20 protein-coding genes are annotated in these 20,429 nt (G+C 41.3%); 19 read left to right on the plus strand and 1 reads right to left on the minus strand.

All coding sequences use genetic code 11. The features are described 5' to 3' along the window. The first annotated feature begins 66 nt into the window (after positions 1–66). From AKG39_RS12675 to AKG39_RS12705, 7 genes are all read left to right on the plus strand, one after another. Complete coding sequence (locus tag AKG39_RS12675) at positions 67–762, plus strand: zinc metallopeptidase (protein WP_050740772.1); 696 nt, start codon at positions 67–69, stop codon at positions 760–762. Further along, positions 762–2,087, plus strand: a complete 1,326-nt coding sequence (rsmB, locus tag AKG39_RS12680; protein ID WP_050740773.1) for a 16S rRNA (cytosine(967)-C(5))-methyltransferase RsmB — start codon at positions 762–764, stop codon at positions 2,085–2,087. Before AKG39_RS12675 ends, rsmB begins: the two co-directional genes overlap by 1 nt. 206 nt (positions 2,088–2,293) lie before the next feature. Then, complete coding sequence (rlmN, locus tag AKG39_RS12685) at positions 2,294–3,325, plus strand: dual-specificity RNA methyltransferase RlmN (protein ID WP_242852612.1); 1,032 nt, start codon at positions 2,294–2,296, stop codon at positions 3,323–3,325. Further along, positions 3,322–4,068, plus strand: a complete 747-nt coding sequence (locus AKG39_RS12690; protein WP_050740774.1) for a Stp1/IreP family PP2C-type Ser/Thr phosphatase — start codon at positions 3,322–3,324, stop codon at positions 4,066–4,068. Before rlmN ends, AKG39_RS12690 begins: the two co-directional genes overlap by 4 nt. Further along, positions 4,058–5,986 (plus strand): Stk1 family PASTA domain-containing Ser/Thr kinase, encoded by a 1,929-nt coding sequence (pknB, locus tag AKG39_RS12695; protein ID WP_050740775.1) that lies wholly within the window; start codon positions 4,058–4,060, stop codon positions 5,984–5,986. The genes AKG39_RS12690 and pknB overlap by 11 nt, the downstream gene beginning before the upstream one ends. Positions 5,987–6,004: 18 nt before the next feature. Further along, positions 6,005–6,892 carry a ribosome small subunit-dependent GTPase A gene (gene rsgA / locus AKG39_RS12700; protein ID WP_050740776.1) on the plus strand — a complete coding sequence of 296 codons (888 nt, stop codon included), beginning with the start codon at positions 6,005–6,007 and terminating at the stop codon, positions 6,890–6,892. After that, complete coding sequence (locus tag AKG39_RS12705; RefSeq protein ID WP_050740777.1) at positions 6,892–7,527, plus strand: thiamine diphosphokinase; 636 nt, start codon at positions 6,892–6,894, stop codon at positions 7,525–7,527. Before rsgA ends, AKG39_RS12705 begins: the two co-directional genes overlap by 1 nt. A 64-nt stretch (positions 7,528–7,591) precedes the next feature. On the opposite strand, the gene rpmB is transcribed toward AKG39_RS12705, so the two are convergent. After that, the gene (gene rpmB, locus AKG39_RS12710; protein WP_050740778.1) at positions 7,592–7,780 is read right to left on the minus strand and encodes a 50S ribosomal protein L28; all 189 of its coding nucleotides are present in this window, start codon (positions 7,778–7,780) and stop codon (positions 7,592–7,594) included. 140 nt (positions 7,781–7,920) lie between these two features. On the opposite strand from rpmB, the gene AKG39_RS12715 reads away from it, so the two are divergent. The 12 genes from AKG39_RS12715 to AKG39_RS12770 all read left to right on the plus strand — a co-directional run bounded on the left by AKG39_RS12715 (position 7,921) and on the right by AKG39_RS12770 (position 20,423). Then, positions 7,921–8,265, plus strand: a complete 345-nt coding sequence (locus AKG39_RS12715; protein WP_050740917.1) for an Asp23/Gls24 family envelope stress response protein — start codon at positions 7,921–7,923, stop codon at positions 8,263–8,265. A 12-nt stretch (positions 8,266–8,277) separates the two neighbouring features. Then, positions 8,278–9,891: a DAK2 domain-containing protein gene (locus AKG39_RS12720; RefSeq protein WP_050740779.1), complete on the plus strand. Its 1,614-nt coding sequence runs from the start codon at positions 8,278–8,280 to the stop codon at positions 9,889–9,891. 33 nt (positions 9,892–9,924) lie between these two features. Continuing rightward, positions 9,925–11,964, plus strand: a complete 2,040-nt coding sequence (gene recG, locus AKG39_RS12725; RefSeq protein ID WP_050740780.1) for an ATP-dependent DNA helicase RecG — start codon at positions 9,925–9,927, stop codon at positions 11,962–11,964. Positions 11,965–11,972: 8 nt separating this feature from the next. Next, the gene (gene rsmD / locus AKG39_RS12730) at positions 11,973–12,569 is read left to right on the plus strand and encodes a 16S rRNA (guanine(966)-N(2))-methyltransferase RsmD (RefSeq protein ID WP_050740781.1); all 597 of its coding nucleotides are present in this window, start codon (positions 11,973–11,975) and stop codon (positions 12,567–12,569) included. Next, positions 12,532–13,029, plus strand: coding sequence for a pantetheine-phosphate adenylyltransferase (gene coaD / locus AKG39_RS12735; protein WP_050740782.1), 498 nt, complete (start codon positions 12,532–12,534; stop codon positions 13,027–13,029). Before rsmD ends, coaD begins: the two co-directional genes overlap by 38 nt. Next, entirely contained in the window at positions 13,026–13,472 is a 447-nt protein-coding gene (locus AKG39_RS12740; RefSeq protein WP_050740783.1) for a hypothetical protein, read from the plus strand. The genes coaD and AKG39_RS12740 overlap by 4 nt, the downstream gene beginning before the upstream one ends. An 87-nt stretch (positions 13,473–13,559) precedes the next feature. Beyond that, entirely contained in the window at positions 13,560–14,399 is an 840-nt protein-coding gene (locus AKG39_RS12745; RefSeq protein WP_050740784.1) for a CvfB family protein, read from the plus strand. Next, entirely contained in the window at positions 14,389–15,558 is a 1,170-nt protein-coding gene (locus AKG39_RS12750; RefSeq protein ID WP_050740785.1) for a DUF362 domain-containing protein, read from the plus strand. Before AKG39_RS12745 ends, AKG39_RS12750 begins: the two co-directional genes overlap by 11 nt. A 143-nt stretch (positions 15,559–15,701) precedes the next feature. Then, positions 15,702–17,339 (plus strand): biosynthetic-type acetolactate synthase large subunit, encoded by a 1,638-nt coding sequence (gene ilvB, locus AKG39_RS12755; protein ID WP_050740918.1) that lies wholly within the window; start codon positions 15,702–15,704, stop codon positions 17,337–17,339. Positions 17,340–17,348: 9 nt separating this feature from the next. Further along, positions 17,349–17,846, plus strand: a complete 498-nt coding sequence (gene ilvN, locus AKG39_RS12760; RefSeq protein ID WP_050740786.1) for an acetolactate synthase small subunit — start codon at positions 17,349–17,351, stop codon at positions 17,844–17,846. Between the two features lie 289 nt (positions 17,847–18,135). After that, on the plus strand, positions 18,136–18,675 hold the full coding sequence (gene nuoE / locus AKG39_RS12765) for an NADH-quinone oxidoreductase subunit NuoE (protein WP_050740787.1): 540 nt from the start codon (positions 18,136–18,138) through the stop codon (positions 18,673–18,675). Further along, a complete protein-coding gene (locus AKG39_RS12770; protein WP_050740788.1) occupies positions 18,672–20,423 on the plus strand; it encodes an NADH-quinone oxidoreductase subunit NuoF in 1,752 nt (583 codons plus the stop codon). The genes nuoE and AKG39_RS12770 overlap by 4 nt, the downstream gene beginning before the upstream one ends. Positions 20,424–20,429: the final 6 nt, after the last annotated feature.

The raw sequence follows: 20,429 nt of genomic DNA on the forward strand, positions 1-20,429 counted from the left end.
CTGGCAGCGAAGCTCACGGTAGTTTCGCAATTACCTAAGTTAAATAAAAATAAGGAGGATGAGACTATGTTTTTTTCCCAATATTATCTGTCGTTTTTAATACTTATCCCAGGACTGATATTTGCAGCTTATGCCCAATATCAGGTTAGTAGTGCCTATAAAACCTATAGTAAGGTACCCACCAAAACCGGGATTACCGGTGCGGATGCCGCCAGAGCGATACTCAATAACAACGATCTTAAAAATGTTGGTATTGAAGATATTGCCGGCAATCTGACCGACCATTATGATCCAAGAGGAAAAGTGATGCGCCTTTCCCAGGGTGTTTCTCAAAAAGCCAGCATCGCTGCAGTTGGAATTGCAGCCCACGAAACAGGACATGCACTTCAAGACAAGGATGGTTATTGGCCACTGCATTTCAGGAATTTTATTGTTCCAGTTTCAGGATTTGCTTCCAATTTAGCCTGGCCGATTTTTTTTATCGGACTTTTATTTGGCCAAAGCGGGTGGGGGGTTACTTTCATGAATCTGGGAATTTTACTTTTTTGTTTAGCCCTGCTTTTTACTGTAATTACACTACCGGTGGAATTTAATGCCAGCAGCCGAGCTGTCAAAACCCTGGTGGAGAATCATATTATTCAGCCAGGAGAAGAAGTCGGCGTAAAAAAAGTTTTAAGAGCTGCGGCGTTAACCTATGTGGCTGCAGCACTCATGGCTCTCCTTAATCTTGTCCGACTATTAATTCTCAGAGGGAGAAATTAATGAATATACGCCAACAAGCATTAGAGACCTTACTGCGGATCAATCACGAGGGGGCCTATTCGAACCTGGAATTGAAAAAGGTTTTTGCCGCCAATGATATTAAAGCCGAGGACGGAAGACTTTATTTGAACATTGTTTACGGATGCCTGCAAAACCAAAGCTACTTGGATTACCTTGTTAAACAGCAAAGCAGTACGCCCATAAAAAAACTTCACAAAGAAGTAAGGGAAATTCTAAGAATTGCTCTTTACCAGATTTATTTTCTTGATAAAATTCCAGATTACGCCATTGTCAATGAGGCTGTCAAGATGACCGTTGAAGTCCAGCCCCAGGCTAAAGGCTTTGTGAATGGTGTGCTGAGAAGTATTATGAGAAAAATTGAAAAAGAAGGTAAAGACTTTAAATTCGAAAACTGGGATAATGAAAAAGAAGCACTTTCCATTCGTTATTCATTGCCCCTGTGGATTGTTTACAAATACTATGAAACCTATGGTACCCATGCAGCAGAAGCAATTATTCCGCTGCTGAATGAAAAACCGCCATTTACCATAAGGTGCAATGGCTTAAAGACTTCCATGGAAGAACTTATGGCGGAACTGGAAGCTCTGGGAGTGGAACCCATTCAAGGGACATTATCTCCAAATGCCATTCACATTACGAATCTCAGTGTTTTTGAAAACAGCATTGAAGAAACGCCGCTTTACCGGGATGGTCATTTTGTCATCCAGGATCAGGCGACACTGGTCACCGTTGAACGATTGGATCCAAAGCCGGGAGATCGTGTTTTGGATATGTGTGCAGCCCCGGGAGGCAAAACAACCTATCTCAGTCAGCTCATGGAGAATACCGGCGAAATTATTGCCCGGGATATTTTTCCCAAACGATTGCAGTTAATTGCTGAAGCAAGTAACCGGCTGGGGTGCACAAACATTCTTCTTGAAGAGCATGATGGCAGTGAATTATTGGAAAAAGACAAGGAAGCTTTTGATAAGATCTTGCTGGATGCGCCCTGTTCAGGGCTCGGCGTTCTCAGGCGGAAGCCGGAAATACGCTATCATATGACCAAAGAAGCAAGAAAAGCGCTTGTGAAAATTCAGCGGGATCTTCTGGAAAACGCCATCTCCTGTTTAAAACCCGGGGGACAGCTTTTGTACTCAACCTGTACGGTCAATAAAGACGAAAACGAAAATCAGATTGAAGCTATTTTAACGAAGCACCCTGAAATGAAAGTGGTTCCGGATCAGAATGGTAATGACTATACCTTTACCAGTCCACTGACGGATCAGAGTGATGGATTTTTTATCTGCCTGTTAACAAAAGAATAATTGTCCGCAATGAGGTTTGCCAGTAACTCAGCCGCTTTAGGAATAAGGCGGCTTTTATTTTTGCACTATTATTTAATTAATTAAGTTCTGAAATAAAAAGATCCTGAATAAATTGTAAAAATAGGGGATTTTTGATATAATAAATAAGATTATGTGAAGCAGCCGTTTTGATTACAATGCTTCACCAAAGGAATAGGGGTGAAAGCTTGAAGGAAAATATTTTTGGAAAAAATCTAAAAGAGTGCGAAACCCTGATGGTTGAACATGGAGAAGCAAAATATCGAGGCGGACAGCTTTTTCAGTGGTTGTATCAAAAAAAATCTCACGATTTTAGTGAAATGACAAATTTTTCCAATAAGCTCAGAGAAAATCTATCCCAAAATTATACGCTAATCCATGGGAATATCATCCGTACCCAGGAAGATTCACAGGATGGGACTAAAAAATATCTCATTGAACTCTCGGATGGAGAGTGTATTGAGTCGGTGCTGATGCATTATCAGCACGGCGCTTCCCTGTGCGTATCAACTCAGGCCGGGTGTAATATGGGATGCAAGTTCTGTGCATCAACCCAGGGCGGAAAAATTAGGGATTTGACTTCAGGAGAAATATTGGATCAAATATTTTTAATCGAAGAAGTAGAAAAAATCAGAGTTTCCAATATCGTCATTATGGGAATTGGAGAGCCCCTTGATAATTATGTTGAGGTGCTTAAATTTATCCGCATTGCCAATACCGGTTTTGGAATTGGACAGCGCAAAATCAGTCTGTCAACCTGTGGCCTGGTTCCGGGAATTCGATTGCTGGCAGAAGAAAATCTACAGATTAACCTGGCGATTTCCCTGCATTCTGTTTTTCAGGAGCAACGAAAAGACTTAATGCCCATTGCCAATAAGTATGACTTAAAAGAATTACTGGCCGCTATTGATGATTATTTTATAAAAACTGGCCGACAAATAACCTATGAATATGCATTGATGGAAGGTTTTAATGACCGTGACGTGGATATCAATGGCCTTGTCAAGCTTTTGCGGGGCACCCAAAACCATTTAAATCTTATTGGCTTAAATGAGGTGGGGGAAGTTGATTACAAAGAAAGTTCACGGTTGGATTCTTTCTTCAGAGAACTGGAAAAAAGAGGGATTAACGTTACCATGAGACGAAAAATGGGAAGAGAAATAGATGCGGCCTGTGGCCAGCTTCGAAAAAAAGGAAATAAGGATAAGGTGATTGTATGAAATGTGCCTATGGATCTAATATAGGGTCTCAGAGAAAGGTGAACCAGGATGCCTATTTGGCAGCGACTATAAAAAATGTTGATCGAGTATCCTATGTTTTTGCAGTGGCAGATGGTTTAGGCGGTCATCGCAGCGGCGAAATTGCGAGTAAAACAGCAGTGGATTTTATTAAAGACAATTTATCACGAATAAAAAATTATTTTGATCCCGAGGAAATGATGTCATTTGTCAATGACATTAACATGGCTTTGAAAAAATTAGGAGATGATGAACCGGCACGGTTAGGTATGGCAACAACCTTAACCATGTGTATTGTCGACGGGGATGATCTGTGCATTTGCCATGTTGGAGATAGTCGAACTTATAGTATAACCCGAGAGAAAATTGCCCGGCTGACTAAGGATCATTCTCTGGTTCAGATTTTAGTCGATGAAGGGAAAATCACTCAGGAAGAAGCGGAAATTCATCCTCAGAAAAATGTGATAACTCGGGCTTTGGGAACAGATAATTCAGTTAAAGTGGATTTTTACCGTTATGATATTGATCCTCAGGCTGTCTATCTCATTTGTTCAGATGGCCTTTTCAACATGGTTTCCGACAATGAAATGCAGGCGATAGTGAATGAAAATAATTTAGAGGAAAGTGCAAAAAAACTCATCGATTTAGCCAATGAAAATGGAGGGAATGATAACATTACCGTTGTGCTTTTCAAACCTTTGGAAGGAGTCTTAAATGCTCAGTAGAACATTAGTAAAACGTTACGAAATCATTGAGCTTATTGGGCGTGGCGGTATGGCTTACGTTTATAAGGCTCGTGATTTGAAACTCAATCGTTACGTGGCGGTAAAAGTACTCCGAGAGGAATACACTGAAAACGAACAATTTATTAAGAAATTTGATCGGGAATCCCAGGCAGTTGCGTGTTTGTCGCATCCAAACATTGTGAGTGTTTATGATGTTGGGGTTCAGGATAATATATATTTTATTATTATGGAATATGTTGACGGTATTACCCTTAAACAATATCTCATGAGAAAGGGCCGATTGGAATATGCTGAAGCAACGAAGTTTGTGATGGATATTTCCAATGCGCTTCGATGTGCTCACGAAAATAAAATCATTCATCGGGATATCAAGCCCCATAATATTTTATTAACTCGGGACTTAGTACCAAAGGTGGCCGATTTTGGGATTGCCAGAGCGATAACCAGCTCCACCGTGACCATGACCAATCAGACCATGGGTTCGGTGCATTACATTTCTCCGGAACAGGCCCGTGGTGGCTTTGTGGATGAACGTTCCGATCTTTATTCATTGGGAATTCTATACTATGAATTATTAACCGGAAAACTACCCTTTGATGAAGAAAATACCGTGACCATTGCCATTAAGCATATCCAAGAGGAAATTGTACCACCAAAAGTACTGGAACCACGAATTCCGGACGCGGTTAATAACATTGTTATAAAGCTTACCCAGAAAAAACCTGCCGATCGCTATCAGAATACCGACGAGCTGATGGAAGATCTGGAAATCATTCTGGAAAATAGCAATCCCAGCCATAATGATGGTCATGGACATGGAAATGGACGCAATGACACACAGATTGTCCGGGAAGGCCTCTTTCATGTTGAAAATACTGGAAGTCATAAAACAATTCCTGCGGATCAGGATGAAGAGGATGATGAATACTATTATGAGACACCACAGGAAGTTGCAGCCCGAAAAAAGAAACGCAACATCATTCTTATTTCAGTTTTTGCAGCTATCGCAATCATCGTGATGGGAATTACGGTGTATGGATATTTTACCGGGAAAACCGTCCAGGTACCAGATATTAAGGGAAAAACAGTGGTCGAGGCGACAGCTACCCTTGAAAAATTGAAATTGACACTTGAGGTTGAAAAAGAAGTTTACAACTCCGAGGTAGCAGCAGGACTGATTATTACCCAAAACCCGGAAAGTGGCAAAGAGTTGGAAAATGGTAAAACCGTGAAAGTTACAGTGAGTCGGGGGACAAAAACCGCCTCAATTCCTGACGTCGTTGGAATGAGCGAATCAGAAGCTGTAACGGCCATTGAAGCCGCAAACTTTGTGGTGGGAGAAATCATCCGTGAATACAACAACGATTATAATGCAGATATTGTTTTTGAGATGAATCCGGAAGCGAAAACAACGGTTAATGAAGGCACAAAGATTACTATTTATGTGAGTAAGGGTGAAGATCTTGTCACTGTGCCAAATATCGTGGGTCAAACCGAAACCGATGCGCGAAGTTCCATTTCAAATGCCGGACTTACCACCGGTACGGTTTCGTATGAATCCAGCACCGACTATGCTCAGGGTATGGTTATACGCCAATCGCCAGCTGAAGGTGCAAGCGTTGAACGAAGCACTGCAGTTACCATTATTGTCAGCAGCGGGAAAGTTTCAACCCAGAAGCTGACCGTTAAAGTCAGTGATTATGAGAAATCGACCCCTCCAAAGTCGGTAAAAGTTAAGGTTGTTCTCTACGCAGCGGACAAGAGTGAAAAAGTTGTTTACGAAGGCGTTAACATGTCCAATGATACATTTTCAGTAAATGTGGAAGGCGTGGGTCGACAGGTTTATGAAGTCTTTATTGACGGAACAAGTGCCGGCAGCAGTTACATTGATTTTTAGAAATGGGAGGCCTGGCATTTGCTAGCAGAAGAAAAACAAGTTGGAAAAATCATCAAGGGAATCGGGGGCTTCTATTATGTGAAGCCTCGATCCAGTGATGAAATTGTGGAATGTAAAGCCCGGGGATTGCTACGTCATCATAAAATAGTACCTACCGTAGGGGATGAAGTGGTGATTCAATCCGATAACCCCGGAGAATGGACCATTGAATCCGTTGAACCGCGGAAAAATATTTTTGTCAGACCACCGGTGGCCAATGTTGACATTGGCCTTATTGTTTTTTCAATGACAAGTCCTAAGCCTAATTTACTGCTTTTGGACAAGCTTCTGATCAGCTCGGAAATCCAGAATGTGGAACCCCTGATCTGCTTTACCAAAAAAGATCTGGCCAGCCCCGAACAGGAAGAAACGCTACGAAAAATCTACAGTAAAACCCCATATAAGCTCTTTTTTTTCAGCGACACAGATCTGGACATTATGGATGAGATCGCCCATGAAATCAGCCATAAAACAGCTTTTATGGCTGGTCCATCGGGGGTTGGGAAGTCAACCATGGCAAACAACCTCTGTTCAAATCAAACCATGGAAACCGGAACCCTTAGCCAGAAGCTGAAAAGCGGAAAGCATACCACCAGGCACGTTGAATTGTTAAAAATGAGAAGTGGTGGATTTTTGCTGGATACGCCGGGTTTTTCGTCCTATAAATTATCGGAATACATAAAAGCCGAAGAACTCCGAGAGTATTTTCCGGAATTTTCCAGAGGTGAATGTCGATTTAAAAGCTGTTTGCATCAGGGTGAACCAGGGTGTCAAATACTGGAAGCTTTAAAAGCCGGAGACATCAGCGAAACCCGCTATGAGCATTATCTGTACTTATTGGAAGAAATAAAGAAGGAACAACGCTAATGAAAGTTTTGATTTTTACAAATGGACGATACGGAGATCCGGATTTTTATAAAGACTATTTAAAAACAGTACCAGAACCCTATATTATCTGCGTTGATGGCGGCGCTAATTTTACAAAAAAAATTGGATTGTTTCCCAATGTAATTTTGGGTGACATGGACTCAATCAGTCAGGAAACCTTGAAATTCTATGAGCGGGTTGAAATGAAACGTTATCCGGCTTGTAAAGATGAAACCGATACGGAATTGGCCATCAGTCACGCCATTGAAATGGACCCTGAAGAAGTTATTCTTTTTGGCGCACTGGGAACACGCATCGATCATAGCTTAGGAAATATATACCTGTTGACTCGATTACTCGAAGCTGGAATTACCGGGAAAATTATTGATGAAAAGAATTGTATTTTTCTAATGTGTGGCGATATGAACCTGGAACTTCCCATTGGAACGGTCATTTCACTCTTACCTCTGGGAGGTGATAATGAAGGCATTAATATCCAGGGATTTAAATATCCCATTGTTAATGGCAGAATGACCATGAAAAACACCTATGGTATCAGTAACGTGGTAGCCCTTGAAAAACAGAGAATCTCTGTTGAAAAAGGCATATTGCTTGTGGATCTTCCCAAGGATTAAGGGTAAAAAAAAGAGCCTTTCAATTAAGAAAGACTCCGTTGTATTCGTCTGAAGTAAAAAGAGACTAAGCTCTTTCGACTTTTCCAGATCTCAAACAACGTGTACAAACACTGATTCGTTGTGGTGTGCCTTCAATAACAACTTTTACTCTTTGCAAATTGGGTTTCCAAACGCGTTTACTGTGCTTATTTGAATGACTAACCTGGTTGCCAGAAACAACGGTTTTTTTACATATAAAACATTCTTTAGCCATGACATAACCTCCCTTACGCTTACCTTTTATAAAACAAAGTGTATTATATCATGAAAAATAAAAATAAAGCAATAGAATTTTTGACTTCCTTCAAAGAATTATGTAAAATAGAGGAAGACAAAACAAAAGGAGATAAAAAAATGAAAATTAACAGTGAGCTCGGATCTATAGATATTACCAGAAAGGCTATTGCAGATATTGCCGGAAATGCAGCCATGGAGTGCTACGGTTTGGTCGGAATGGCGCATAAACGGGGAAAAGATGGATTAATTGAAATCTTGTCCGGTGACCAGGCGAACAAAGGGGTTGGGGTGAAAATTGAAGATGAACGATTAATCATTGATCTTTATGTGATTGTTGAATATGCCATAAAAATCTCTGTGGTTGCCGAAAATATTATCTCAAATGTGAAATATAATGTCGAAAAACAAACATCTTTAAAAGTAAAACGAATCAGCGTGAACGTTGTGAGTGTGCGTGTATAAATGGAGGACATAATGAAAACCCAAAAAATTGACAGCGAGATGCTCAAAAAAATGTTTGAGTACGGAGCTAAAAACCTCGAAATCAATAAAAAAATTGTGGATGAGCTAAATGTGTTTCCGGTTCCGGATGGGGATACCGGCACAAACATGTCGCTAACCTTTACCCATTCGGTATCCGAACTCCATAAGATTGAAAAATTGACTGTTTACGGCGTCGCAAAAACAGCATCCTCAGGGGCACTCATCGGGGCCCGGGGAAACTCCGGGGTAATTCTTTCCCAATTGCTGCGGGGCTTTGCAGAGGGCTGTAAGGGTGAAGATTACCTGGATATTGAAGTCATTGCCAATGCCTTGAAACTGGCGGCAGATGTGGCTTATAAGGCCGTTATGAAGCCAACCGAAGGCACCATTCTCACTGTTGCCCGGGAAATGGGCGAATTTGCCATGGCAAACACGAAAAAATACGACGATTTGGGAATTTTCATGATCAAAATTCTTGAACACGGAAAAGACATCCTTCTAAAAACACCGGAAATGCTGCCGGTCCTAAAAGAAGCCGGTGTTGTTGATGCCGGAGGCCAGGGCCTGATCTGTATTGTTGAAGGCGCATTAAAGGCATTTGCAAATCAGGAACTGGGAGAAAAAATCGAATTCATAACCAGTGACCTGAATAAATTTGTGGATGATTCACATATGAAACCTGAGGATATTACCTTTGGTTATTGCACCGAATTTATTATAAAAAATGCTTTGGAAGTTGATGATAATAATTTAAGAGAATACTTTTATACATTGGGAGACAGCGTTTTGGTCATTAAAGATGACGATGTTATAAAAGTGCATCTCCATACCGATAATCCCGGGCTTGCTTTGGAACGGGCCGGAAGTCTGGGCGGCTTGTCCCGAATTAAAATTGACAATATGCGTGAGCAGTTTGCCGGTAAGGGTACCGCGGCGGTTCAGCCAATTGTTCCCTATGGCTTTGTGGCCGTTTCACCGGGCGAAGGCCTGACCAAGCTTTTCAAAGATTTAGGAATCACCCGGGTCATTTCCGGGGGACAAACCATGAATCCCAGCACCCAGGACTTTTTAAATGAAATTGATAAAGTAAATGCCGAAGTCGTATTTCTTTTTCCCAATAACAGTAATATTATTATGGCGGCTAAACAAGCCAGCGAAATATCTGATAAGCGGGTCTATGTGATTCCGGCGAAAACCATTCCCCAGTGTATTTCATCGATGTTGGCTTTTTCACCGGATGCGAAACCATTGGTTAATGAAAAAGCGATGAGTGAAGCTATTAACAATGTGGCAACAGGTGAAGTGACATTTGCCGTAAGAGATACCAAAATCAATGGACTGAAAATAAAAAAAGAAGATGTCATGGGGATTTCCGGAGGAGAAATAAAATTCATCGGGAAAAACATTCGCTCGGTCACTGAAGAACTTTTAACTGAAATGGTTAATGACGAGAGTGAACTCATTTCGATTTATTATGGTAAAGATACCTCAGAAGAAGATGCCCAGGCTTTGGCTGATGCAATTGCTCTGGTTTTTGAAGACTGTGATGTTGAACTTCATTACGGCGGACAGCCGTTGTATTATTATATTCTGTCAGTCGAATAAAAAATTTTGATCCCTTGAAACCAGGAGGCAGCCATGAACTATGAGGATTCAGTATTAACATTAAAAGGTGTTGGACCCAAACGGGGGGCGGCACTGGCTGATCATCAGATTAAGACAGTTGGAAACCTTCTGAACTGCTACCCTGGGAAATATATTGATCGAAACGTATTGAAATCATTTGATGAATTTACTGAGGATGGGGTATTGTCCATAAAAGCCCTGGTTTTAGGCCAGGGCAGGGTTCAGCGTTTGGGTGGCAGTCTTTCCATTTTCAGCATTCCGTTGTTATGGGACGAAGCCAAAATCACCGGCGTGTTTTTTAATCAGCCTTATTTAAAAGGAACACTGAAAGAAAATCAGGAATATTATTTTTATGGTAAACTTGAAAAAAAAGGCGAAAAATTCAGACTACTGAACCCCCAGTTTGCACCGGCGAACAACCCGGGGCGTTTTTTTGAGTTGACTCCTGTTTATAAAAAAATTCAAGGAGTTCCCAAAGATGGTGTTCGAAAAATGCTCATTCAGATTTTCAGTGATCATTTAATCGTTGAAGACAAGCTTCCGGAATCCATTCGCCAAACCTATGAATTGCCGACAATGGCTTCGGCCCTGGAATCCATCCATTTTCCAAAAACAATGGCGGACGTTTCAAAGGGCAGAGAACGTTTGAAATTTAATGAAGCCTTAAAAATTAATATGGGCATCATGTCAAATAGTGCGCGAGTAAAATATTCGGATATTTCGATTACCCATTTCGGTGGAATGAATGCCCTGATGGCCAATCTGCCTTATGAGCTCACCCAGAGTCAACAATCAGTCATTGATGACATGATAAGTGACTTTAACAGTGGGCAGGTGATGAATCGGCTGGTTCAGGGTGATGTTGGCTCAGGAAAAACTGTAATTGCGGTGATTGCAGCCTGCTTAATGGCCCAAAACGGCTATCAAACTGCCTACATGGCCCCCACTGAAATATTGGCTCAGCAGCATGGCCGCAGCTTTCGAGAGCTCCTTAAGAATACCGGAGTCACGGTTGAAATCATTACCGGCAGTTTGAAAACCCAGGAACGACGAGAAATCCTCGAGCGAGTAGCCAACGGCGAAACATCGGTGGTAATTGGAACCCACGCCCTCATTCAGGACGCAGTGGATTATTATAATTTAGGGTTGGTGATCACCGATGAACAGCATCGGTTTGGTGTCAAACAGCGGGGACGATTGTCACTCAAAGGAAATCAACCGCATACCATGGTGATGAGTGCCACCCCAATCCCCAGAACCCTGGCGCTGATTCTATATGGGGATCTCAGTGTATCGTATATCGATGAGCTTCCCAAAGGACGGAAACCCATCAAAACCTACTGCTATGATGAGGCATCCCTCCATAAAATATATGGTTTTCTGGAAGATGAAATGAAAAAAGGCCGGCAGGCCTTTGTAATCTGTCCCTTTATTGAAGCTTCTGAAGAAATGAATGAAGTTTCGGATATTGAATCAGTTTATATCGATATTGCAAAACGCTTTGACAGAAATTATCATACCGGTTTTTTACACAGTCGTATGGGTAATGATGAAAAAGAGCAGATTGTCCGGGAATTTAATCTCGGAAAAATTAATATATTAGTGGCAACCAGTATTATCGAAGTGGGAATCGATGTTCCCAACGTCAGTGCCATGGCCATCCTCAGTGCCGAGCGTTTTGGACTATCCCAGCTCCACCAGCTGAGGGGCCGGGTTGGTCGAGGGGAACATCAATCCTATTGTTTTCTGGTGACCAATTCAAAAAGTCCCGAGACTCTTGCCAGAATGAAGGTGATCGTTAAAAACACCAGCGGTAAAAAAATAGCCGATGAGGATTATCGATTAAGAGGCCCCGGTGACTATTTTGGATTCAAGCAGCATGGGCTTCCGGATATTGGAGTGCTCAATCCCATGGAGGATCTGGCGCTTATTGAAAAAACAAGGGAATTAGCCAGGGAAATTTTTTCTTCAGGAGATAAAGAAATGATGGTATTTCGGGATAGTGTTCTGCAAACATTTTTCAAGGAAATTGAAGAAATATCATTAAATTAGGAGGCGGAATGCGGGTTATAGCAGGAGAGAAGCGGGGGAAAATTTTGGTTGGTATATCCGGAGATAAGATTCGTCCAACCACCGATAAGATAAAGGGTGCAATTTTCAGCAGCATTCAGGCTGATTTAAGGAATGCCAAAGTTTTTGTGGACCTTTTTGGAGGCAGCGGCGCCATGGGCATTGAAGCATTAAGCCGAGGGGTTGAAATGGCGTATTTTTTCGACAGTTCCCGGGAGAGCATTGAAATTATTAAAAAAAATGTTGCCCTTACGGGATATGAATCCAGAGTAAAAATTATTCAAACCACTGCCATTAAAGGAATTGAAATGTTCCATCAAAATAAGGCCGTCTGCGATATTATTTTTATGGATCCACCCTATATTCAAGGTGATAGTTTTGGTGAGTTATTGGAAATGATTTCAGAAAAAGAAATTTTATCTGAGAATGGAAAAGTAGTGATAGAATCAGAGAAATCTGTTATAATGCCATTAGAAAAAAATAATTTAGTATGTTATAAAACAAAAAAATATGGTAATTCTAAGATAAGTTATTTTTGTAGGGAGAAAAATGAGTTTAAAAATAGCAGTTTATCCGGGGAGTTTTGATCCTCTCACCAAAGGTCATCTCGACATCATTCAACGAGCGGCAACTGTTTTTGACAAGCTGATTGTTTGTGTCATGGTAAATAAAAGCAAGAATTATCTTTTTAGCTGCGAAGAACGCGCACAATTGATTGCTGAAAGTTTAGAGGGATTAGATAATGTTGAAGTTGATACTTGTAACGGTCTCCTCATCGATTATGTAAGGTCAAGAAAAACCAATATTATTGTCAAGGGGCTTCGAGCCTTGACAGATTTTGAAAATGAGTTTCAAATGGCGTTGACAAATAAACATCTTGATAATAATATTGAAACGTTTTTTATGATGACAAGTAATAAATATTCGTATTTAAGCTCTAGCTTAGTAAAGGAACTTGTGAAATTTCAGGGGAATGTATCTGATTTTGTACCGGTAAATGTGGAAAAAGCGATCCAAAAAAAGTATGAGGAAGGGTGTATAAGATGAGGGTTATAGAACTATTAGCAGAATTAGAAGATATTATTGAAAAAGGGAATACACTTCCCTTTTCCTCTAGGGCATTGATTAATCCAGAAGAAGTGATTGAAATTATTGATGAAATTCGAGATGCCATGCCGATGGAGCTGACAGAAGCAAAAAAAATTGTGGCTGAGCGAAAAAAGATTCTGTTTGCAGCTCAAAGCGAAGCAGATCATATTAAAGCCGAAGCCGAGAAACGTCTCAAAGAATTAATCGATACCAATGAGATTACAAAAACAGCATCGGCACATGCCAATGAAATTATGAAAAATGCCAATGCCAGTGCAAAAGCAATGAAAATAGGCACCCAAAGTTATGCGGATAAACTCCTATATAGTTTTCAGCTGCAGCTCAAGGAAATGAACGATCTGGTCGAACAAAACCGAAAAGAATTAAAAAACATGAAATAATTGTTGGGTTGGGGCCGTGTGAAGAACACGCCCTTTTTTCAACTTACTAATAAAGAAAGAATAAAAATTAAAAACGAGGTTTAATAAATGATTGAAACAGGAAAAATCCAAATACTGAAAATAAACAGAATTACAGCTATAGGCGCCTTTTTATACGATGGAAATGATGAAAAAAATGTGGTTTTGCTCCCGGAAAAAGAAGTTCCCCGGAATCTGAGACCAGGTGATGATATTGAAGTATTTATTTATCGGGATTCAAAGGATCGATTAATTTCGACTACCCGACGTCCTAAAATATTATTAGGTGAGATTGGCACTTTAAAAGTTGCAGATATTACCAAAGTTGGCGCTTTTATGGAGTGGGGACTTGAAAAAGATCTCTTGCTGCCATATAACGAGCAAACCACTAAAATCGCAAAGGGTCGGGATTATCTGGTTAATCTGTATTTAGATAAAAGTGATCGCCTCTGTGTAACCATGAAAATTTACCCGCTGCTTAAGGTGGATTCACCTCATAAAATTGGTGAGTGGGTTGAAGGCTACGTCTATCAGATCAATCCTGAATTGGGCGCATTTGTGGCCGTGGAAAACATGTATCATGGGTTGATTCTGATGAAAGATACCAATACCGATATTTTTTGCGGTGAAAAAGTTTACGCCCGGATCTCGGAAGTTCGAAACGACGGCAAGCTGGTTTTAACCCCAAATAAAAAATCATATAAAGAAATACCCAAAGATGCCATTTTAATCCTGACAAAAATTAATGAAAACCAGGGACTGTTGCCTTATAATGATAAAACAAGTCCTCAGATTATTATGAAAGAATTAAACATGAGTAAAAGTTCTTTCAAACGTGCTGTCGGTAAATTGTTAAAGGAAAAAAAGATTCGTATAACAGAAAGAGGCATTGAAAAAAATGGAAGATAATAAGTCGCGTGTTGTGATTATGGGATGTGAATCCTATGATGATAATCTGGTTTATGAGAAATTGAAAACCGCCATTGACTTACTTGGGGGAATTGAAACCTTTGTTTCAAAGGCGGATAAAATTTTACTGAAACCTAATTTATTACGTGCAAAGAAACCAGAATTAGCCACTACCACCCATCCCGCTGTTTTTGAAGCCATGATCCGAATCCTGAAAGAAGCAGGGATGAGTGACTTGGCCTATGGCGATTCGCCGGGATTTGGTTCGCCCGCCGGGGTTGCCAGGGAAAGCGGTCTAACCGAGATCGCCGATAAACATAAGGTTCCCATGCTTGATTTTACCCATGGGCAAACCGTGGATTTTTACCTGGGACTGGTGAAAAAACGGTTTGAAATCGCCACCGGCGTACTGGAAAGCGATGCCATCATCAGTTTGGCGAAAATGAAAACCCATGGCTTGACGCGGATTACCGGAGCTGTGAAAAATCAATTTGGATGTGTTTACGGACTTAATAAAGGCACATCCCATGCCTGTTATCCTGATCCGTTGAGTTTTTCTAAGATGCTGGTGGATCTCAATCGCTATCTGAGTCCCAAGCTGCGACTGTTTATTATGGATGGAATTATGGCCATGGAAGGAAACGGCCCGGCCTCCGGAAAAGCTGTTCCCATGAAGGTTCTGCTGGTTTCTGATGATCCCGTGGCTTTAGATGCTACGTTTGCCCGAATGATTAATTTGGAACCCAGCTTTGTTCCGACCAATGTTTTTGGAGAAGAAATGGAACTGGGCAACTATTCCTTCGATCGAATTGAACTTTTAGGCGATCCAATCGATCAGTTTTTCAACGCGGATTTTGATGTTGTCCGGGAACCAGCTGAAGAAAAAAAGACATCAGGTCTGGGCTCTTTATCAAGTCTTCGCGGTCTTCTGGTACGAAAACCAGTGGTGGATAAGGACAAGTGCATTGGCTGTGGAATCTGTGAAGAAAGCTGTCCGCTGGAGAAAAAAGCCATTAAAATGGTGGATCGCAAGCGCCGACGCTATCCGCTCTATTATTACAACCGTTGTATTCGCTGTTACTGTTGCCAGGAAATGTGTCCGGAAGGTGCAATTTCTGTGAAAACACCGTTGCTGGGAAAGCTCATTGTTTACAAATAAAAAATGATTTAAAGAAAATCAGGTCTATCGCGGATAGACCTGATTTTTTTTAGAAAATATACTTGAATTAAAAAAAATTACATTGACAGATCCTCTAAAATTTTATATGATAATTCGAAATACTAAAAAAGGGAGTGATTCCACTGTTAGCATCAAAATTAATTTTAAAGTGTCTCGAAAGAGAAAATGTTGAGTATGTGTTTGGTTATCCGGGAGGTGCTGTTTTACCTCTATATGAAGCGTTCAGAACATCCCCAATAAAACATATTTTAGTGCGAAACGAACAGGCAGGACCGCATTATGCCAGTGGATATGCCCGTGAGTCCGGGAGAGTCGGCGTATGTCTGGCAACGTCAGGTCCGGGTGCCACTAATCTGGTCACCGGTATTGCAACCGCTTACCTTGATTCCATACCGATTGTGGCGATCACAGGCCAGGTCGATCGTGCCCTGATTGGAACCGATGCCTTTCAAGAGGCGGATATCACCGGGGCAACGGCGCCTTTTACGAAACATAGTTATCTGGTACAGGATGCAGCAGACATTCCGAGAATCATCAAAGAAGCATTTCATATTGCTTCCACCGGCCGTCCGGGACCGGTGCTTATTGACATTCCCAGAGATGTTCAATTGGAAAATGTCAAAACGGGTTTGACCTATGATAAAGTTGATATTTTAGGTTATAAGCCGAACCTCAGCGGCCATAGCGGTCAAATAAAAAGAGCCATAAAGAAAATCAAGGAAGCAGAAAAACCAGTTATTTATGCCGGCGGCGGTGTCGTGTTAGGCCACGCCCAAAAGGAACTCATGGCTTTTGCAGAAAAAAACAATATTCCGGTGATCACATCACTCATGGGAATTGGGGCTTTTCCAGAAGATCACCCGTTGTATTGCGGCATTGTTGGGAGCCACGGCTTTGAATATTCAAATGTGGTTATGAATGCGGCAGATTTAATTATCAATGTTGGCGCACGCATGTCCAATCGGGCCACTTCCAAACTTTCAAGTTTTGAAAATAACACTGAATTTGTTCACATTGACATTGATCCGGCTGAAATCGGCAAAAACATGGAAACAAATATTCCCATCGTAGGGGACGCTAAAACAGTGTTAACCGATCTCATTCAAAAAGATACGTTAAAGGATCATAGTTCATGGCTGGCTGAAATTACAGAAACAAAGAATTTGTTTCCACTGATTTATGATGCCGATCCACCCTGTAGTGATTTAATCAATCCTAAAGTTTTATTCAGATCGATGTCTGAAATGACATCGGATAATGCCACGGTGGTTGCGGATGTTGGACTTAACCAGATCTGGTCAGCGTTGTATTATCGGATTATCAAAGACCGAAAATACTTTACTTCCGGTGGATTGGGGACCATGGGATACAGTATTCCGGCAGCCAACGGGGCAGCCTTTGCAACTCTTGATCAGCCCAAGCAGATCTTTATTGTCTGTGGCGATGGCAGTTTCCAAATGAGTATGGGTGAGCTGGGGGTCATTGCCGAACATCAATTGAACGTGAATATTATTTTGGTTACCAATTCAAAACTGGGCATGGTTCGACAGCTCCAATTTGACAATTACGGAAAAGGGCATTATAGTGGAACGGATATTAATTTTGATATTGATTTTATGAAGCTGGCGGAAGCCTATGGAATTAAAAGCTTTAAGGTGGATAAAAATGAAGATTTCAATAAGGTTCTGCCCGAAGCGATTAGCCACCCGGGACCAACCCTGATTCAATGTCAGGTGCATCCCGATTTCATTCGAATATAAGGAGATACTATGGAGAAAAAAACCTGTTTGTCATTACTCGTCGAAAATAATTTTGGCGTTCTTAGTCGTATTTCAGGACTTTTTGCAAGACGTGGCTACAATATCGACAGCCTCACCGTTGGAACAACCGAAAATGCAAAATTTTCTCGAATTACCATAACCGTTACCGGAGATGAACAAATTTTAACACAAATTAAAAAACAGTTAAATAAGCTCATCGATGTCATTACGGTCATTGAATTAAAACCCGAAGAGTCCATTACTCGGGAACTTGTGTTTATCAAGGTGAAAACCGATGATGTCACACGATCCCAGATTGTTGAAATTGCCAATATGTTCCGGGCCAATATTGTGGATGTTGCCAGAGAAAGCCTGGTGATTGAAATCACCGGAACACGGTATAAAATTGAAGGCTTTTTTAATATGGTTGAACCCTACGGTATTTTGGAATTTGTCCGTTCAGGGGATACCGGGCTGCAACGCGGAGCTAAAACCTTAACTATTTAAAAAATTTGTGCAATTGTTGCGGAGTTTTTATAAAGTGTCCGATTTTTGCTGATTATGACTGTCGTTCGTTAAGTTGAATACCTTTGGGGTAGCTTGACTCACGAATAACAATAACCCAGCAAGAACGGGCACTTTATTGTATGTAAACCAACTCCTTACTTTAAGATAAGGGAAAGTTTAAATAAAACTATAAATTACCCTCTTTTTACTCATAAAAAAAGTGTATAATTATAAAGAATCAATAATTACAAATATTTTTGTCTGCTGAATTCGAAAGGAGTTTTACTATATGAGTCATGAAACACATGAACATGGTTGCGGTTGTGGCTGCCATGATGAAAAAATCAATCCCTTTGAGAATCTGGATCCTGTTTTGGATAACTATGCCGATGTCCCGGGAAGTCTGATTACTATTTTACAAAAGGCCCAGGAGATTTATGGATTTTTATCCGTGGAATTAATGCGTTATATTGCTATTGAAACTTCCAATAGCATAGCAAAAGTCTATGGTGTTGCTACTTTTTATACCCAATTTCGATTTAAACCCATTGGAAAAAATCTGATTATGCTCTGCCAGGGAACCGCCTGTCATGTCAATGGAGCGAAGATGATTGAGGAAGCCGTTTTGGAATTTCTGAATATTGAAGAAGGCGAAACCACCGAGGATGGGCTTTTTACTGTAAATAACGTTGCCTGTCTGGGCTGTTGCAGCCTATCACCGGTGATGATGATCAATGATGATACCTATGGTCAGCTTACCGTGGATAAAGCCAAAAATATTCTGGCGGAAATTAAGGATAAGAATAGTACTATGGAGGATCAAAAATGAAAATAGTGATTGGCGAAGGAAGCTGCGGCATTGCTGCGGGAGCTAATAAAGTGCAACATGCCTTTGAAGAAATTTTTGCCATAAAAGGACTTGATATTCCCATCGATAAAACGGGTTGTATTGGGACCTGCTATCTTGAGCCCATTGTTGATGTATTTGACGATGAGGGGATTAAGGTCACCTTTGTGAATGTAACCATTGATGATGTCAAAGAAATTGTTGAACAGCATATATTGGATAAACAAGCGGTCAAACATTTACAGATTACCGATGCAGACATTACCATGATCGGAAAACAGAAACGGATTGTTCTTAAAAACTCCGGGATTATTAATCCCGAACGCATTGAAGACTATCTGGCCGTCCAGGGCTATGTTGCGGCAAAAAAATGTCTTACCGAATTAACCCCTGAAGAAATTATCGAAACCGTTAAAATCGCCGGTCTTAAGGGTCGGGGCGGGGCTGGTTTTCCAACCTGGTTTAAATGGAATGCCGCTTACCAATCTCCGGGAAATGTGAAATACATGGTCTGTAATGCCGATGAAGGTGATCCTGGGGCATTTATGGATAGAAGTGTGCTAGAAAGTGATCCCCATGCTCTTATCGAAGGAATGCTCATTGGCGCTAAAGCCATAGGTGCCAACGAAGGGGTTGTTTATGTTCGTGCCGAATACCCGCTGGCTATTATTCGCTTGCAGCTGGCCATTGATCAGGCCCGGGAAAAAGGGCTTTTAGGAAAAAATATTTTTGATACCGGTTTTGATTTCGATCTGCGCATAAAAGCCGGGGCCGGGGCTTTCGTATGCGGCGAAGAAACCGCGCTCATTGCCTCATTGGAAGGGGAACGGGGGATGCCTCGGTTAAAACCTCCCTTTCCAGCCCAAAAGGGATTCTGGAACAAACCTACCAACATTAATAACGTGGAAACCTTTGCCAATGTCCCCTGGATTTTCAGAAACGGCGGAGCAGCCTATGCTGCCATTGGCACCAAAGAAAGTAAGGGCACCAAGGTCTTTGCTTTGACTGGAAAGATTGCTCATGGCGGCCTGGTGGAAATTCCCATGGGGTTGAAACTCCGGGATGTTATTTATGAAATTGGTGGCGGTATTAAAAACAATAAAGAATTCAAGGCCGTGCAAATGGGAGGGCCATCGGGCGGCTGTATTCCGGCTGCTCTTTTGGATACTGAAATCGACTATGCCGAAATTACCAAAACCGGTGCCATTATGGGCTCCGGAGGCATGGTCGTTATGGATGAAACTACCTGTATGGTTGATATGGCACGATTCTTTTTGGATTTCACCTGTAAAGAATCCTGCGGAAAATGCACCTATTGCCGCATCGGGACCATGCGGATGCTGGAAATTCTCAACCGTATTACCCAGGGTCAAGGCGTCGATGGTGACATTGAGCTGCTTGAAGAACTGTGTTATAAAATTAAAGAAGGTTCTTTGTGTGGTCTGGGCCAAACCGCGCCAAACCCGGTGTTAACTACCCTGAAATATTTCAGAAACGAATATGAAGATCATATCTACAATAAAAAATGTACGGCTAAGAGCTGTAAACCGCTGTTAACCTATAGCGTTATTAAAGAAAATTGCGTCGGGTGTGGAGCTTGTAAAAAGAAATGCCCAGTGGAAGCCGTTGAAGGCGAAAAGAAAAAAATCCATAATATCCTTCAGGATAAATGCATCAAGTGCGGAAAATGTTATGCCGCATGTAAATTCAATGCCATATTAGTGGACTAGGAAGGA

The organism is Acetobacterium bakii (assembly GCF_001263355.1).
Lineage (GTDB): Bacteria > Bacillota > Clostridia > Eubacteriales > Eubacteriaceae > Acetobacterium > Acetobacterium bakii.

Excerpts from the sequence above, each read along its gene's own strand:
- AKG39_RS12675 (WP_050740772.1), top strand. The coding sequence starts at position 67 with ATGTTTTTTTCCCAATATTATCTGTCGTTTTTAATACTTATCCCAGGA.
- rsmB (WP_050740773.1), top strand. The coding sequence starts at position 762 with ATGAATATACGCCAACAAGCATTAGAGACCTTACTGCGGATCAATCAC.
- AKG39_RS12690 (WP_050740774.1), top strand. The coding sequence starts at position 3,322 with ATGAAATGTGCCTATGGATCTAATATAGGGTCTCAGAGAAAGGTGAAC.
- pknB (WP_050740775.1), top strand. The coding sequence starts at position 4,058 with ATGCTCAGTAGAACATTAGTAAAACGTTACGAAATCATTGAGCTTATT.
- AKG39_RS12705 (WP_050740777.1), top strand. The coding sequence starts at position 6,892 with ATGAAAGTTTTGATTTTTACAAATGGACGATACGGAGATCCGGATTTT.
- rpmB (WP_050740778.1), bottom strand. The coding sequence starts at position 7,780 with ATGGCTAAAGAATGTTTTATATGTAAAAAAACCGTTGTTTCTGGCAAC.
- AKG39_RS12715 (WP_050740917.1), top strand. The coding sequence starts at position 7,921 with ATGAAAATTAACAGTGAGCTCGGATCTATAGATATTACCAGAAAGGCT.
- AKG39_RS12720 (WP_050740779.1), top strand. The coding sequence starts at position 8,278 with ATGAAAACCCAAAAAATTGACAGCGAGATGCTCAAAAAAATGTTTGAG.
- recG (WP_050740780.1), top strand. The coding sequence starts at position 9,925 with ATGAACTATGAGGATTCAGTATTAACATTAAAAGGTGTTGGACCCAAA.
- rsmD (WP_050740781.1), top strand. The coding sequence starts at position 11,973 with ATGCGGGTTATAGCAGGAGAGAAGCGGGGGAAAATTTTGGTTGGTATA.
- coaD (WP_050740782.1), top strand. The coding sequence starts at position 12,532 with ATGAGTTTAAAAATAGCAGTTTATCCGGGGAGTTTTGATCCTCTCACC.
- AKG39_RS12740 (WP_050740783.1), top strand. The coding sequence starts at position 13,026 with ATGAGGGTTATAGAACTATTAGCAGAATTAGAAGATATTATTGAAAAA.
- AKG39_RS12745 (WP_050740784.1), top strand. The coding sequence starts at position 13,560 with ATGATTGAAACAGGAAAAATCCAAATACTGAAAATAAACAGAATTACA.
- AKG39_RS12750 (WP_050740785.1), top strand. The coding sequence starts at position 14,389 with ATGGAAGATAATAAGTCGCGTGTTGTGATTATGGGATGTGAATCCTAT.
- ilvN (WP_050740786.1), top strand. The coding sequence starts at position 17,349 with ATGGAGAAAAAAACCTGTTTGTCATTACTCGTCGAAAATAATTTTGGC.
- nuoE (WP_050740787.1), top strand. The coding sequence starts at position 18,136 with ATGAGTCATGAAACACATGAACATGGTTGCGGTTGTGGCTGCCATGAT.
- AKG39_RS12770 (WP_050740788.1), top strand. The coding sequence starts at position 18,672 with ATGAAAATAGTGATTGGCGAAGGAAGCTGCGGCATTGCTGCGGGAGCT.